The following is a 14,111-nucleotide window of genomic DNA, read 5'->3' on the forward strand; positions in this document are numbered from 1 at the left end:
CAACAAACACCGTAGTAGTAGTCAAAAAAATTTTAAAATAACACGCCAAAAACCCTGACTCCCTCCCATATATATTATGAAGGGGCTTTTACTTTTGAACGGAGACGGGAGGAATTAGGATGGCGGTGTATCGTAATGTGCAGGTGAATTTTTGGCAGGATGATTTTGTTTTGGATTTGACGCCGGAGGAGCGGTATTTTTATGTGTACTTGTTGACTTGTTCGAAGACGACGCAGTGCGGGATTTTTCCTTTTCCCAAGCGGTTAGCTGAGATGGAGACGGGTTATAATCGGGAGACTGTTGATAAGCTTGTGCAGCGTTTTATTGATTATGGAAAGATTCTTTATGATGCGGATACTCGGGAGCTATTCGTTTTGAATTGGCTTCGTTATAATCCTGTGACGAATACGAATGTGGAGAAGTGTGTGCTTCGTGAGCTGAAGGGTGTGAAGAATAAGGAGTTTGTACATATGTTTCTTCAGAAGTGCGCTGAGGAAGAGCTGAGTGTTCCGATGCTTTTAGCACATTTCGGTATGCCTGATGATTTGGCTGTGGATGATGTTGAGCCAGTTTGTGAGGAGGTAGCGGAAGAAGCGGTTGTAGAGGAAGAAACGGGAAGTCGTGTGTTTTCTTTTTATGAGCAACATTTCGGTAGTTTGTCTCCTCATACTGTGGAGGAACTGAGTGCGTGGATGGAAGATTTGTCAGAGGAGCTTGTGCTGAAGGCTCTTCAAATTGCGTTTGAGAATAATAAGCGGACGGTTGCTTATGTGAAGGGGATTTTGAGAGGCTGGCACGGGAAAGGATTTACGAAAGTGTGTGAGGTTGAGGCGGATACAGCTAAGTTTAGGAATAAGGAGTCGTCTGTTAGTACGGGGGAGACGGAGGAGTTTTTGGCGAGGTGTGAGGAGTGGGAGCAGAATGCGCCGTCTGAGGAAGAGTTGCAGCGCTTTTTAGAGGAGCGCGGGTGGCGGCCATGAGTATTCAAAATGTGGAGGCGGAGAAGACGGTGTTAGGTTCTCTATTACTTGATGGAGAGCTTATTAAGGAGTGCCGTTTGACGGAGCAGTATTTTTCTATGCCAGTACATAAGTCTATATTTCAGTTAATGCGAAAGATGGAAGGCGAGGGGCAACCGATTGATCTTGTGACGTTCATTTCTAGGGTAGATCCGAAGTTTTTAGAGGGGATCGGGGGAATGGAGTATTTTATAGGGTTAATGGATGGTGTGCCTACTACTAGCAATTTCTCTTATTATGAGGGGCTTGTTCGAGGTGCGTGGAAAATGTATCAGGCCGGTGTTCTCGGGCACAAGATGGGAGAGCGTCTTATTGCGGAGAAGAGTGAGAAAGTTATCGGTGAGACGATTACGGCACTTTGTGAGTTAGAGGAAAAAGACTCTGTATGTGAGTTTGATTTGAAGGATGCGTTAGTTGATTTGTATGAGGAGCTTCATCAAGATGTGAAAGAGATTACTGGTATTGAGACTGGTTATACATCGTTAAATAAGATGACGTGTGGACTTCAGGAAGGAGATTTTGTCGTTCTTGGTGCGCGTCCTTCTATGGGGAAGACTGCGTTTGCGCTTAATGTTGGACTGCATGCGGCGAAGTCTGGAGCGGCGGTTGGATTGTTTTCGTTAGAGATGAGTAGTAAGCAATTGTTAAAAAGGATGGCTTCTTGCATAGGTGAAGTGTCAGGAGGTAGGCTGAAAAATCCGAAGCATCGTTTTGCGATGGAAGATTGGGAGAAGGTAAGTAAGGCGTTTGCGGAGATTGGTGAGTTGCCATTTGAGATTTACGACAATGCAGGTGTTACGGTGCAAGATATTTGGATGCAAACCCGTAAGTTAAAGCGGAAACACGGTGATAAAAAGCTTTTAGTCATTGTAGATTATTTGCAGCTCATTACGGGCGATCCGAAGCATAAGGGCAATCGATTTCAAGAGATTAGTGAGATTTCTCGTAAGCTTAAGTTATTAGCACGTGAATTAAATGTTTGTGTAGTAGCACTGTCACAGTTATCTCGTTCTGTAGAGTCGCGGCAAGATAAGCGTCCGCTTTTATCAGATTTAAGAGAGACCGGACAAATTGAGCAAGATGCGGATGTCATTATGCTTATGTATCGCGAGGATTATTACGATAAGGAAACGAAGCAGAAAGAGATGACGGAGATTCATGTGGCGAAGCATCGGAATGGGCCTGTGGGGAGTTTTAAGCTGAGGTTTTTGAAGGAGTTTGGGCGGTTTGTGGAGATTGGATGATAAAATAGAAGAAAGCATATAAAAAGGTAAAGGAGTGGTTACGGATGACAAAAGTAGGTCGTTTATATGAACAAGAGAAGCAAGAAGAAATTGATAAAGCACTTTCGGCAGCTGGAATGCTCTTTAAAGGAATGAGTGTAGAAGAAATAGCTAAAAAATTAGATGTAACAATTGAAAAGGTGAAAGAGTGGGAGAAGCGTTTATCTCATTAATCGCTGAGGTAATGGCAGCGTCTGTATAAATTTATACAAAAATAGCCGAATATTTATTATATAATAGTCGGCTATTTTTGTACGGAGAAGTTGTTAGGTTTAATACGCAAATCTTTTGATTTGCTCTTGAATATGTTCCTCATTTCCCCATAAAGAAAGATCTTCTCTCTGCAGTAATCCATTGCTGCAAGTCATCTTGGCTACGTCGGATAAGTCGATTTACTAAAACATCATGCCATACATAATCCTCTAATAGGTATATATGAACGGGGTCATCTGTATAAAAAGCAATATTACGCTCTTCAAGTGAGGGTCCATAAATCATCTCTTTAGAATCTATCGATACAATAAACCAATGTTCTGTAGACAAGGTTTCTGTATAAGGTGTTATGCGATGTGCTTCTAGATTTTTAATGGGATTTTCAACATGTAGGGTAATACCTTGTATTGTAACTTTATCAGCTACTTCAGATAGATCTTTTTTTAACGCTTCATACATCTCATCCCACATTGAAATGACAATACGTCGTTCTGCTTTTTTTATTAATGCCTGACAATAGCTAATGATTGTTTGATTGTCTTTTAAAGTAATCACTCGATTATCTGTTTTTTCTTCGGAAGTTTCTAGTTTTTTTAATGAATCACTTATTCCTTCATATGTAGACTGCCATTCTGATTGCGCCTTCTGTAAAAAGATTTCAACAGGTAGAGGTGAATAGCGAGTGGTGTCATTTATTTCTTCTTTCATGACAATTCCTTTTTCTACAAGGTTACCTAAAATCTCATAAATTCGCGCTCTTGGGACACCCGAATCTTTACTCACTTGGTAGGCTGTGACAGGCCCTTGTTTAACAAGAGATACATAAGATTTAGCTTCATATTCATTGAAACCAATTTTTTTAAGCTGTTGCACTATGTAGTCCACTTTTTTCGTCCTCCGATGTTTGCTTTTATCCCGCATTAACGGGCAGTAAGACCCCCACCTCAAAATTCAGCGGAAGCAAAGAAGTTAGGTGGGGGGCGGGCTGCCCGTAAAAGCCCGATTGGTTCAACTAATAATCAGTGGCCCCACTGATTAAAGTTTCACTTTATATTTCAACGTTACAATAACTGTTTACATTTAGCAAATTATTAGTTACTATTCGAATAGTGACTAAAGGGGAGGTTAATAGTATGGATTTTTATTTAGACCCATCTGTATTAATGATTTTGATTGTTTTTGGATTTGTAGCTGCATTTATTGATTCAGTTGTAGGTGGTGGTGGACTCATTGCTTTACCAGCTTTATTATTTACAGGACTGAATCCAGCAAGTGCAGTAGCTACGAATAAACTAGCGTCGACAATGGGAAGTGCAACTAGTAATATTGTGTTTTATCGTTCTGGTAATCTTGATTTGAAATCGGCGTTTAAATTAGTTCCGCTCACTTTCATAGGTTCCATAATAGGGGCATGGACCGTTCATTTAATGAATCCAGAAGTACTGAAGCCATTGATGTTGATTATGCTTGGTGCGGTCGCTATTTATACGATATTCAAAAAGGATTGGGGTAGTATTTCCACTCATAAGAAATTGTCTGGTCGACACGTCATTATTTTTACCTTTTTTATTTTTGCTATTGGTTTTTATGATGGATTTCTAGGTCCTGGAACAGGTTCGTTTTTAATGTTTTCTCTTTTATTTATTGGGTATGATTTTTTAAAAGCAGCAGGTAATGCGAAGCTTCTTAATTTAGGAAGTAATGTTGGTGCATTGTTGATGTTTATGTATGTAGGGCAAGTCAACTATGCATATGGTTTTATAATGGGGATTGCTCAAATTGCTGGAGGAGTTGTTGGCTCCAAGTTTGCTATAAAAAAAGGAAGCGGGTATGTTCGTGCTCTTTTCATTACAGTAACTTGTTTATTGTTAGCGAAAAATCTGTATGACTATATTCAGTAAGTAATTAAAGAACGTAGAAAAGGTTAAATACGCAGATTACATAAAATATAAGAAGACACTAGGGAGAAAATTCCTTTTAACATTTTTTAGATGCTACCTTATTTGAAGATAGCATCTAAAAAGAAAATCTAAGTGAAGAGAATGAAAAAAAATATAAACTCATATTTTTCCATATGAAATTTCATTTGTTTTATTTACATAATATCTTTACAATCATTTGATAAAATAAAGTCAACTGCATATTGTGAGGGTGGGTGGTTATCCCTTCTTTCCATTTGGAAGGAAAGGGGGTGATAATATGGAGTTTTTGTTTGACCTTGTAAAAGAATTTGTAAAAGCGACTGTGCGCGAAGTTTCAGCGTATTTTTTGCGGAAGCAACTTCTGGGTAAAGACAACAAAAAACCCACTCCGCGCCGTAGGAAGCAAAAGGGTGGGTTTCGTAAAAAATAATAACGTATAATAACCACCACCCTATACGGTAGCAGTTAAGGAAGAGATGTTAGCGCATCTCTTCCTTTTATTATATGCCAATTTATTCGCTGTTACACTTATATAGTATTCTACGGAAAATATATCATATTCCTATTTTGTGGTCAATTTGATCCCGCTTTAACGGGCAGTAAGACCCCCCACCTCAAAATTCAGTGGAAGCAAAGAAGTTAGGTGGGGGTCGGGCTGTCCGTAAAAGTCCGATTGGTGAGGGCTGATTAAAGTTTCACTTTATTGCATAATTGAAAAGGTGTAGTCTTATTCCTCTTCAAACTGAAAAATATCCCGATTAATAAGTTGGTGGAGATACCTATCCATTTCAGCAGCGGAAACGCTTTTTTTATTTTTAAACCACCATGTGCTTAATGAGGTGATTGCCCCTGAATAAAACTCAATGATTAAATCATTTAGTATCGTATGATTTTTGCAAAGTTGATTTAATGCTTCTATTTCTTGTTTTCTCGTTTCGTGACTTAAATAATGTGTACGGGTAATGAATTGTTCATCAGACATTTGCGTTTCTAATATTTTACCGAGTTCTTCATGGTGTAGAAATTGTTCCATTACTTGAAATGGTTTACTTAATCGATCTGAAACCGGTATTTCAGCAATCATCTTGCCGTATCGTTTAAATCCAAATGTTAATAAAGCATCTTTATCTTCGAAGTGTTTATAAAAGGTTGTTCGGTGTACCATTGCGCGGTCACATATTTGGTTAATCGTGATCGTACTATATTTCTGTTTTGATTGCGTCATTAATTCAAATAAGGAATCCCACAGTAATTTATGTGTACGTCTAATACGTAAATCAAGTTGTTTTTCATTATCATTCATCTACAATTCTCCTTTTTTGTAGATTAAATATACAGTGGCTGAAAATTGATTCTCCCTTTTTAATCTACATATGTATATTATATTACATGTGTTCCGGTATATTTAAAGTTTTTTAAGTAAGAAACAGGAGGAGAATCTGTAAATGAATATGACAACTAAGAGCCCAGCAAGTGGCAAAGTTGATACTTCTAATTTGAAACATACCCCCATTTTAATTGCATTACTTTTAGGAGCAATGGTTGCATTATTAAATGAAACATTACTTGGTAATGCGTTAACGGTATTAATGAAAGAATTTGACGTAACCGCTTCAACGATTCAATGGCTTTCTACAGCTTACATGTTAGTAGTTGGGGTTTTAGTTCCAATTACAGCGTTACTTCAGCAATGGCTCACAACGAGACAAATGTTTTTGATCGCTATGGTAACGTTTTTAGTCGGTACATTAATTGCGGGATTCGCACCGACATTTTCCGTTTTATTAATTGGCCGTATCGTCCAAGCTGTAGCGACGGGGTTAATTACACCGTTATTAATGAATACGATTTTAATCATTTGTCCACCTGAAAAACGTGGTGCGACAATGGGATTAATCGCACTCGTGATGATGGCAGCTCCGGCAATTGGCCCTACATTATCTGGAGTAATTGTGGATTCATTAAATTGGCGCTGGTTATTCTATATTGTTATTCCTATCGTGATCATTTCCATTATGATTGGGATGAAGTACATTCAAAATGTTTCAGAGTTAACAAGGCCAAAAGTAGATTACCCATCTATCCTTTTATCGACATTAGGATTTGGCGGGCTTGTGTATAGCTTTAGTGCATCGGGTGATTTAGGATGGTCCGATGCAAAAGTGTATGGCACTTTAATTGTTGGGCTTATCTCATTATGTATTTTTGCCGTTCGACAATTGAAAATTGAGAATCCAATTTTAGAATTACGAGCATTTAAAGTTCCGATGTTTACATTATCAGTTGGATTAATTGTCATTGTGATGATGTCGTTATTTTCAACGATGACTTTATTACCGATGTTCCTGCAAACCGTTTTACTCGTTACAGCTTTTAAATCAGGAATTATCATGCTTCCGGGAAGTGTTATTAGCGCCATAATGGGACCAATCGCAGGTAAACTATTTGATAAATTTAGTCCGAAAGTTATTATCGTTCCCGGCATTGTCTTAGTAGGAATTGCAATGTTCTTATTTAAAGGCATTACTCCTGATACATCAATGGTACAAATTATTATTATGCATAGCGTATTAATGGTTGGACTCATGTTTGTCATGACAGCACAAACATACGGTTTAAATCAATTAACACCAGATTTATATCCGCATGGAACAGCACTATTTAGTACGTTGCAACAAGTAGCTGGTGCAATTGGTACAGCTATCTTTATTTCGAAAATGTCTTCAGGAACAACTAGCTATATGGAGAGCTCCGCAAATCCACTGGATCCAGTAGAGAAGTTAAACGGTTTAACTTCAGGGTTCCAAGGTGCATTTGCACTTGGGTTAATCTTTATTATTGTTGCATTTATCGTATCGTTATTCTTAAAAGAAGAGAAAGAAGGAGTAAAGGCAGCGAGGGTTTTACAGAACGAACATTAAGGTTTATATAAAAAAGACATCTTTCCCTAGAAAAGATGTCTTTTTTATATTTTTTTGTAACACTTGTTTTAGTTGTCTTCATACATAAGAATTGGTATGTGAAATATTGTATTTTTTGAACGTGAATAATTATTGAGAATAACGATGCAAAGCTGTGCTAATAACTAAAAGTCCAATAATGAGAGAAAGTGTTCTTATAATAAGTTCTGCCACTAATAGTTCACCAAATGATTTAGTGACATCGTATATAGATCCTGTTATGAGAATAGGTGCAATCATGATTATAATTCCAATTATTATTTGAAGAAGTAGATTGATGTTTTTATTCAAGACAATCACCTCCAAAAAAATAGGGAATGAGAATATGTTTTTTTTGTATTATAAAATGATTATATCGTATTACATTAGACGATGAGAATATTTTTAGATAGTAGAAATTAGAGACTCTTCAATAAAAAGGAATTAAATATGGTATTCTTTAGTTAATGTATGTAAACGAAGACAGGGGAAATGAAGATGGACAAGAAGCTAACGTATTGGCTAGCATCTATTATAGGGGGAGTAGTACTTGCAACTGGTATGACTTATGGAATGTTACAGTTTGCTGAAGTCCCGCTTAAGAGTGAGGACCATGTTTTTGCAGAGGTTAATAAAGAAGACATACTATCGAATGAAGCAGAAGTGAAAGGTTCAAATGCACAACTTCACATTACAGTAACTTCTACTGAAGAAGAAGTGATTTCAGCTATGCATAGCATGACTCATCAAAAAGTAAAAGCGTGTGAAGGAAAGGGAGCAACCCCTATGTCCAAAAAGAATGCAGAGAAAGTAAGAAACATTCTAAACGGAAACAATTTCAAGAATAAAGAAGAGCTATTAGCAATTACTGAAAGATGGGCAAATAGAGATTTTAGTGAAATTTTAGAAGAACATAACTATTTTATTAAACTTCAAGGTGGCAAGATAGGTGAAGCTACAGTAATGGATAAGATAGACGAGAAAGTATTCTGTTTCAATACTTTCGGTGATGATGTAACGGCCGCATTAGTTAAATCAGGAGATCTTCAGCCACGTTAAAGTGTCTTTCTCAATTATAAGAAAAGCCTCAAGTATTCATATACTTGAGGCTTTTCCAATGGAAAGATAGGAATGATCCGAATTCCTTATATTAAGAACAAAGTGGAATTACTCCTAAACCAATTAATAAAGCTGCAGCAACTGCTGGAATTGGTACAGGAATTTGAATACCTTCTACAAACAAGAAATACTGACCACTTACTATTTTAAAACAAACTAATTGCATGGCTATTCCTCCCTTCTTTTAGAATTAATACATTATATTAATTAATCTATTTATTGATATAGTTAAATTATCCATTTTTAAAAATATAGTTAATATGTGAATAGTTTTCGAAAGGACCTGCTCAATCAATGCGGAAAAACATAAGATGAAACGAATCCATTAAAATACATGAGTGAACCTTAGTTTTCCCCTCTTATCTAAAGGAGGAACTATTATGGGTTATGGTGGTAGTTGTGGCGGTTGTGGCTTCTCGGGAGGCTTTGCTTTATTAGTTGTGTTATTCATTTTATTAATCATCGTTGGAGCTTCTTGCTTCTGCTAAAAACTATTGGAAAAGACACTCATATGGAGTGTCTTTTCTTTCGTGCAAAATGATTCCTGATAATATCCAACTGTATATAGTATACGGTATATTTTTTCCTCATTAGACATATAAAAATGTTGGAGGGATGTTATGAAACTAGTAGGGAAGCACATTTATATTCGGCTTTATAAAACTGCTGATGCTAACGAGTTAGCTAACTTACATATTAGAAATCGCGAATTTTTTCAACGAGTTTGCCCGTTGCTCCCAGAAGTTTTTTATACAGAAGAACATCAAAAAATACGTCTTGAACAAGCTCTAAAAAAGACAGCTGAAGGGCAAGTATACCCTTTTGGAATCTTTTTAAGAGAAAATGATAAACTGATTGGAGACATTTCATTAACTCAAATTGTTAGGGGAGACCTCCAAAGCTGTTATACGGGTTTTACTTTGGATAAGGAGCATAATGCAAAGGGCTATACAACAGAGGCTCTTCAACTTGTTGTAGATTTTGCTTTTAGGGAATTAAAGTTACATAGAATTGAAGCAGGAGCGATGCTTGATAATTTAGCATCTATTCGTGTATTAGAAAAAGTGGGATTTAAAAAAGAAGGTATAGCGAAAGAAAATATAAGGATTAATGGCAAATGGACAGATCATCAAATAGTAGCTATCATCAACAGCTTGGATGTGTAAGCTTATTTTGATTCCAATAACGATAATTATGTAAAGGGCTGTCTATATCGACAGCTTATTATATTTTTTGCTTAGCGTGATTTTTTCGGTTAATTCAGTAAAAAACGGAAACTCTGCAACCCACGCCAGGATAGGAATGTATAAAAAAATGAATAGCATTATAGGGGTACGGAAACGATTATGAGTTTCAAGGGCCACTCTGAAATTAAATACCACGCTTCGATTTTGATAAGTGTATTTGAGAAACTCTAAATCCTTTAAAATCAATAACTTGTAAGCTTCTCAATAGAGTACACTCTATCGAGAAGGTAAATATGCAATTATGCATATTTATATTTTTTTATTTTAATAGTAAATAAACCTAATATATAATTAAAAAGTTTTTTACGAATTGATAAGGAGATGCGAGTATGAAGAAAACCATAGGACTTATATTATCATTATTTTAATTACTTTCTACCTATGCACCAATGTTTACAGAGGAAGTCGAAGTTTTAAATCAAATAGGCCGCGTCAAAGAGAAAGGAGATTAGTATTATTATGGATCTCGTCAACATAATGCGAATTTTAGACTAAGGGATTTTCAAATTAAAAAACTTGGTTTTACTGTTTATTAAGAAGGTTCCATAAACGGGCTACTACATTTAAAACATGAAACATCTTATGAACTAATTATTGTTTAGACAGAATGACTTAGGTTGTCCTTATGCGAAATATTAGTATGAATAGAAATTTGATAATTATATAAGACGCCGTAAATGAAGGATAAAATAAGTGCTGATTTTGCAATTATATTTTTGAAAATTGAATAGGAGATCTATTATGAATACAATTAAGAAATTATTTTTAAGTTCTGTGATATGTATTTTATTATTCAGTACAGTAGGAACAGCGTATGCAGAACAAAATGGTCAAGTGAATTCATCATCTTTTATTGACGTTCCTAAAACCCACTGGGCATATAAAGAAATGATGTATATGGCTGAAAATAAGATTATAACAGGATACGGAAATGGATATTTCGGTGCTACGGATCCTATTATTCGCGAACATCTTGCTGCTTTCTTGTATCGATATTTAAAACCGCAAGATAGTACAAATAATCCATTTGTTGATATTGGTGACAGCAATTTTAAAAAGGAAATTTTGGCACTTACTGCACGGGGCATATTTAGCGTAAATGTAGAGAAACAATTCAATCCGAAAAATAATATGACTCGTGCTGAAATGGCTGCAGTGCTTGTCAGAACATTCGATTTAAAACCGCAAGGGAATTTTGACTTTACGGATATGAAAGGTCATTGGGCTAACGAATATGTCAAAATATTAGCTGGAAATAAAATCACAAATGGTACTGGTGATGGAAATTTTAATCCAAATGGACTTGTCACAAGAGAGCAATTTTCTGTGTTCTTATATAGAACAATCATGGCAACAACAGGTATAAAAAACAATGAATCGGTTGGCTGGGTTGTAGATGGAGAAAAGAAATACTATTATGACAAACCAGGCGTGAAACATACTGGATTATTACGTTCAGGGGATGATACCTATCTCTTCGATAAAAATGGTAATCTAGCTGTGGGATGGAATACCGTTGACGGGAAGGACTATTATTTTAATAGAACAACTGGTGCAGCCCAAAAAGGCTGGTTCCCGCAGGCTACACATTGGTACTTCGCAAACGATGAAGGGGCAATTCAAAAAGGTGATGTAACTTATAAAGGTAAACAGTTTCAATTCGACAGAACAGGAAAGATGGTCAAAGGCTGGGTAAAAATTAATTCATTTGATCATAATATATACGGTTCAAGAACAGTTTTAAAAGGATATAATCCTATTCAAGTTGGAGACGATGAAGTTCTTGAAGTAGTGGGAGAAGATAATCCGTTATGGTTTAGAGTAAATTATAACGGGAAGACATACGTTGTAAAAAAACTATTTGTAGTTGTGTTTGATCAATCTTTATCCAATAAAATGGATGCGATTCGTCAAGATGTAAACGATTTGAAATTCGGACTAGAATTAATACAAAAACACTCAAAACGCTTAGCTGATGCTAATCAAGCGAAGAATATCGATACGGCTATACTAGAATCTAGCGAATTGACACAAAGTTTGAATCAGTTCCTAACGACTTTAAAAGGATCTCATATACAAAGCTTAGTTGATAACATAAACGCAAAAGAAGCTGACCCAAATGTACAAGTAAAATATCAATCTATCCTCACGAACTTGCAAATGATGGAGGATGATTTTAGTAAAATCCATAAGTTTATGTTATTAAAAGATAGTATTATGGTTTTAGATAAAGCAACAAAAGACTCTGGTACAATGATTAACAATGTACAAGCTGCTAAAGATTTGATACCAGAAACGAAAAAACAAGTAGTAGAACTCGTGGCAGAATTCATGGACCAATATGCACAGATTTTTGCCGCACAACTAGACGCGGCTTATGGTTTTCCTGTAGAAATAGATGAAGCATATGTTCAACCGATAAAAGGATTCATAGATTCCTTACCGAAAGATGAATTAAAAAAACAAGCAAATGGATTAAAGGATACTGCAACAGAAATAAAAGATTGGCATGAAGATTTCAAGGGTAGGATACCCGCATATAAATCCATGGCTAAAGATTTACACACCTTTAATAAAAGTGTAGATAAATTTGCTAAATCAGTAGATACAGCAGCTAAATCTTTACATAAGCAAGCTTTGATGGTCGAAGACTTAACAAGAAGTGTTTCTACACACATTAAAGAAGCGCAACAAGCCTTCCCAACTCTTCACACAGATATCATGTCAGGTATCGACGCTACGAACCACCTTTTAGATTCCGCTAATAAGATTGCGGGATATAAAATTGATACATCTAACGTAGCTAAAAATGTCGGAAACATGGACGGTTTAACAACCCGTCTTAAGGATTTTGGTGTACCACCTGAAAAAATGAAAGAATATCTGGAAGAGCAGAAACGTACTAATGAGCTTGGATCCATGTCACTTGATTTCTTTCCAATTGTAGGACAAATCAAACAAGGGTTACAACTCATTAACGGAAGAGAATTTTTCACAGAGAGAGAATATGGTCCAGATGATTATGTTTGGGGAACTGTTTCTACACTAGTAGGTGGGTCTCCTAAAGTTGTTGGCCGTGTGTTTGGTAAATATGGAGAACTAGAACAAAAAGCGAAGGATTTAGGGAAAGTATCAAAGGTAACAGAAGAAATTGGATGGAGTATGCCAAGAGGTGGCGGCGTCATTGATGGACGTAAGTACTCTGAACATGCACTTGAAAGAATGGCACCTGATACAGTTCAAGTTCGAGCGGAGCTTACAAAACGAGCACGTGAGCGAGCTGAAAGAAAAGGGTATACATTCGGATCAGATAAATACATGGAAGAATTAAAAAAAGTTGATCCTCGAGGAATGACTCCAAATGTAGTTGAAGATATTATAAAAACGGGCACTCGCAAACCAGGAGACAATCCTGGTACTTGGAAATACGTTAGAGACGAAGGCTACGTAGTTATAAATGATAAAGGTGACGTTATCACAGTTGTTCCCGCAAAGAAAAAAGAATAGAATGAATAGCATAGTAAGTAATCTATGACAAAAAGGTTGAGGAATATTGGATATTAAACATGATAAGTATGAGTTACTAGAAATTTTCGAAAGCGAACCAGAAGATTACTATATTCCAGGTGCAGGTGCGTATCGATATAGTAAAATTGATAAACTTGGATTTGAACTGGTTATGAATATGTTCTATTATGATGCAACAGTTGAATTAATAATGCTATACGAAGACAAACGTATCATAGAAACCAAGATGGAATCAGTGAAAGAAATATATACTCGTAATGATTCACTATACATTCTAGGTACAGAAGAAAAGAAAAAAATCGAAGTAAAATTCAAACCACATTTTACAGTTACAATAAATGAGTTTTAAAAACTCGAAATTAATGATCGTAAATATTCTGCGCATGCTTTAGAAAGAATGGCTCCGGATACAATACAAGTTCGAGCTGAATTAGAGGCACATGCCAAAAGTAGAGGGCTTGTACGTAGTACACAGAAATTTAAAGAATTTGTTAATCCTAGAGGTATCACAACTTCTGTAGTAGATTTTCTGTGCCTTTCCATCGGAAAATCAAGACTGATATAAAAAATGAGTAGAAAAAACAAGGCTCTTACTTCGTGGATACCGCTACAAAGTAAGAGCCTTGTTTCATTATATTTGTTCATACAGTTTTCCTTGTAGTCTTCTGTTTTCATCCTTCAATCGCTTATTCTTTATCAATTTTTCGAACAGGTTGCTCCCAAAAGTTTTTTATACAAAATAACATCAAAAAATACGTCTTGAACAAGCGTTAAAAAAGACAACTGAAGGGCAAGTATATCCTTTTGGAGTCTTTTTAAGAGAAAATGATACAATGAAGAT

At 36.0% G+C, this 14,111-nt stretch carries 15 protein-coding genes and 1 pseudogene; 12 read left to right on the top strand and 4 right to left on the bottom strand.

From position 1 onward, the window contains the following. Window positions 1-119 precede the first annotated feature (119 nt). Genes ACTFN4_RS20530 through ACTFN4_RS20540 form a run of 3 tightly spaced genes read left to right on the top strand, consistent with a single transcriptional unit; the run spans window position 120 to window position 2,475 of the window. Window positions 120-980, top strand: a complete 861-nt coding sequence (locus ACTFN4_RS20530; RefSeq protein WP_000312052.1) for a DnaD domain-containing protein — start codon at window positions 120-122, stop codon at window positions 978-980. Continuing rightward, window positions 977-2,263: a replicative DNA helicase gene (gene dnaB, locus ACTFN4_RS20535; protein ID WP_000027348.1), complete on the top strand. Its 1,287-nt coding sequence runs from the start codon at window positions 977-979 to the stop codon at window positions 2,261-2,263. The genes ACTFN4_RS20530 and dnaB overlap by 4 nt, the downstream gene beginning before the upstream one ends. A gap of 44 nt (window positions 2,264-2,307) precedes the next feature. Then, the gene (locus ACTFN4_RS20540; protein ID WP_000169783.1) at window positions 2,308-2,475 is read left to right on the top strand and encodes a hypothetical protein; all 168 of its coding nucleotides are present in this window, start codon (window positions 2,308-2,310) and stop codon (window positions 2,473-2,475) included. Between the two features lie 139 nt (window positions 2,476-2,614). Here the strand turns inward: ACTFN4_RS20540 and ACTFN4_RS20545 are convergent, their stop codons facing one another. Then, a complete protein-coding gene (locus ACTFN4_RS20545) occupies window positions 2,615-3,400 on the bottom strand; it encodes a TrmB family transcriptional regulator (protein WP_439962719.1) in 786 nt (261 codons plus the stop codon). Window positions 3,401-3,648: 248 nt separating this feature from the next. Between ACTFN4_RS20545 and ACTFN4_RS20550 the strand changes: the two genes are divergently transcribed. Together ACTFN4_RS20550 and ACTFN4_RS20555 are read left to right on the top strand one after the other, a co-directional pair. Next, the gene (locus tag ACTFN4_RS20550; protein ID WP_000348457.1) at window positions 3,649-4,416 is read left to right on the top strand and encodes a TSUP family transporter; all 768 of its coding nucleotides are present in this window, start codon (window positions 3,649-3,651) and stop codon (window positions 4,414-4,416) included. A 298-nt stretch (window positions 4,417-4,714) separates the two neighbouring features. Beyond that, window positions 4,715-4,867: a hypothetical protein gene (locus ACTFN4_RS20555; RefSeq protein WP_000394757.1), complete on the top strand. Its 153-nt coding sequence runs from the start codon at window positions 4,715-4,717 to the stop codon at window positions 4,865-4,867. Window positions 4,868-5,164: 297 nt separating this feature from the next. Here ACTFN4_RS20555 and ACTFN4_RS20560 read toward each other — a convergent pair whose 3' ends face one another. After that, window positions 5,165-5,740 carry a TetR/AcrR family transcriptional regulator gene (locus ACTFN4_RS20560; RefSeq protein WP_439962720.1) on the bottom strand — a complete coding sequence of 192 codons (576 nt, stop codon included), beginning with the start codon at window positions 5,738-5,740 and terminating at the stop codon, window positions 5,165-5,167. Window positions 5,741-5,882: 142 nt separating this feature from the next. Between ACTFN4_RS20560 and ACTFN4_RS20565 the strand changes: the two genes are divergently transcribed. Next, the gene (locus ACTFN4_RS20565) at window positions 5,883-7,358 is read left to right on the top strand and encodes an MDR family MFS transporter (protein ID WP_059304080.1); all 1,476 of its coding nucleotides are present in this window, start codon (window positions 5,883-5,885) and stop codon (window positions 7,356-7,358) included. A 129-nt stretch (window positions 7,359-7,487) separates the two neighbouring features. On the opposite strand, the gene ACTFN4_RS20570 is transcribed toward ACTFN4_RS20565, so the two are convergent. Next, on the bottom strand, window positions 7,488-7,688 hold the full coding sequence (locus ACTFN4_RS20570; protein WP_001038824.1) for a hypothetical protein: 201 nt from the start codon (window positions 7,686-7,688) through the stop codon (window positions 7,488-7,490). 186 nt (window positions 7,689-7,874) lie between these two features. Between ACTFN4_RS20570 and ACTFN4_RS20575 the strand changes: the two genes are divergently transcribed. Continuing rightward, window positions 7,875-8,435 (top strand): PRK06770 family protein, encoded by a 561-nt coding sequence (locus ACTFN4_RS20575; protein ID WP_439962721.1) that lies wholly within the window; start codon window positions 7,875-7,877, stop codon window positions 8,433-8,435. A gap of 91 nt (window positions 8,436-8,526) precedes the next feature. Here ACTFN4_RS20575 and ACTFN4_RS20580 read toward each other — a convergent pair whose 3' ends face one another. After that, complete coding sequence (locus ACTFN4_RS20580; RefSeq protein WP_001177693.1) at window positions 8,527-8,661, bottom strand: hypothetical protein; 135 nt, start codon at window positions 8,659-8,661, stop codon at window positions 8,527-8,529. 214 nt (window positions 8,662-8,875) lie between these two features. Between ACTFN4_RS20580 and ACTFN4_RS20585 the strand changes: the two genes are divergently transcribed. The 5 genes and pseudogenes from ACTFN4_RS20585 to ACTFN4_RS20605 form a co-directional block, all read left to right on the top strand. Next, window positions 8,876-8,983: a YjcZ family sporulation protein gene (locus ACTFN4_RS20585; protein ID WP_000540375.1), complete on the top strand. Its 108-nt coding sequence runs from the start codon at window positions 8,876-8,878 to the stop codon at window positions 8,981-8,983. Window positions 8,984-9,115: 132 nt separating this feature from the next. After that, a complete protein-coding gene (locus tag ACTFN4_RS20590) occupies window positions 9,116-9,661 on the top strand; it encodes a GNAT family N-acetyltransferase (RefSeq protein WP_000779764.1) in 546 nt (181 codons plus the stop codon). Between the two features lie 822 nt (window positions 9,662-10,483). Further along, entirely contained in the window at window positions 10,484-13,249 is a 2,766-nt protein-coding gene (locus tag ACTFN4_RS20595) for an S-layer homology domain-containing protein (RefSeq protein WP_439962722.1), read from the top strand. Window positions 13,250-13,295: 46 nt separating this feature from the next. Next, window positions 13,296-13,619 (top strand): hypothetical protein, encoded by a 324-nt coding sequence (locus ACTFN4_RS20600; RefSeq protein ID WP_000351757.1) that lies wholly within the window; start codon window positions 13,296-13,298, stop codon window positions 13,617-13,619. Window positions 13,620-13,950: 331 nt separating this feature from the next. Then, a pseudogene (locus ACTFN4_RS20605) lies at window positions 13,951-14,106 on the top strand (GNAT family N-acetyltransferase); the annotation flags it as partial. Window positions 14,107-14,111: the final 5 nt, after the last annotated feature.

It is taken from the genome of Bacillus cereus group sp. MYBK95-2, from assembly GCF_051915225.1.
Lineage (GTDB): Bacteria > Bacillota > Bacilli > Bacillales > Bacillaceae_G > Bacillus_A > Bacillus_A cereus.

Excerpts from the sequence above, each read along its gene's own strand:
- dnaB (WP_000027348.1), top strand. The coding sequence starts at position 977 with ATGAGTATTCAAAATGTGGAGGCGGAGAAGACGGTGTTAGGTTCTCTA.
- ACTFN4_RS20590 (WP_000779764.1), top strand. The coding sequence starts at position 9,116 with ATGAAACTAGTAGGGAAGCACATTTATATTCGGCTTTATAAAACTGCT.
- ACTFN4_RS20585 (WP_000540375.1), top strand. The coding sequence starts at position 8,876 with ATGGGTTATGGTGGTAGTTGTGGCGGTTGTGGCTTCTCGGGAGGCTTT.
- ACTFN4_RS20575 (WP_439962721.1), top strand. The coding sequence starts at position 7,875 with ATGGACAAGAAGCTAACGTATTGGCTAGCATCTATTATAGGGGGAGTA.
- ACTFN4_RS20530 (WP_000312052.1), top strand. The coding sequence starts at position 120 with ATGGCGGTGTATCGTAATGTGCAGGTGAATTTTTGGCAGGATGATTTT.
- ACTFN4_RS20555 (WP_000394757.1), top strand. The coding sequence starts at position 4,715 with ATGGAGTTTTTGTTTGACCTTGTAAAAGAATTTGTAAAAGCGACTGTG.
- ACTFN4_RS20580 (WP_001177693.1), bottom strand. The coding sequence starts at position 8,661 with ATGCAATTAGTTTGTTTTAAAATAGTAAGTGGTCAGTATTTCTTGTTT.
- ACTFN4_RS20540 (WP_000169783.1), top strand. The coding sequence starts at position 2,308 with ATGACAAAAGTAGGTCGTTTATATGAACAAGAGAAGCAAGAAGAAATT.
- ACTFN4_RS20565 (WP_059304080.1), top strand. The coding sequence starts at position 5,883 with ATGAATATGACAACTAAGAGCCCAGCAAGTGGCAAAGTTGATACTTCT.
- ACTFN4_RS20560 (WP_439962720.1), bottom strand. The coding sequence starts at position 5,740 with ATGAATGATAATGAAAAACAACTTGATTTACGTATTAGACGTACACAT.
- ACTFN4_RS20595 (WP_439962722.1), top strand. The coding sequence starts at position 10,484 with ATGAATACAATTAAGAAATTATTTTTAAGTTCTGTGATATGTATTTTA.
- ACTFN4_RS20550 (WP_000348457.1), top strand. The coding sequence starts at position 3,649 with ATGGATTTTTATTTAGACCCATCTGTATTAATGATTTTGATTGTTTTT.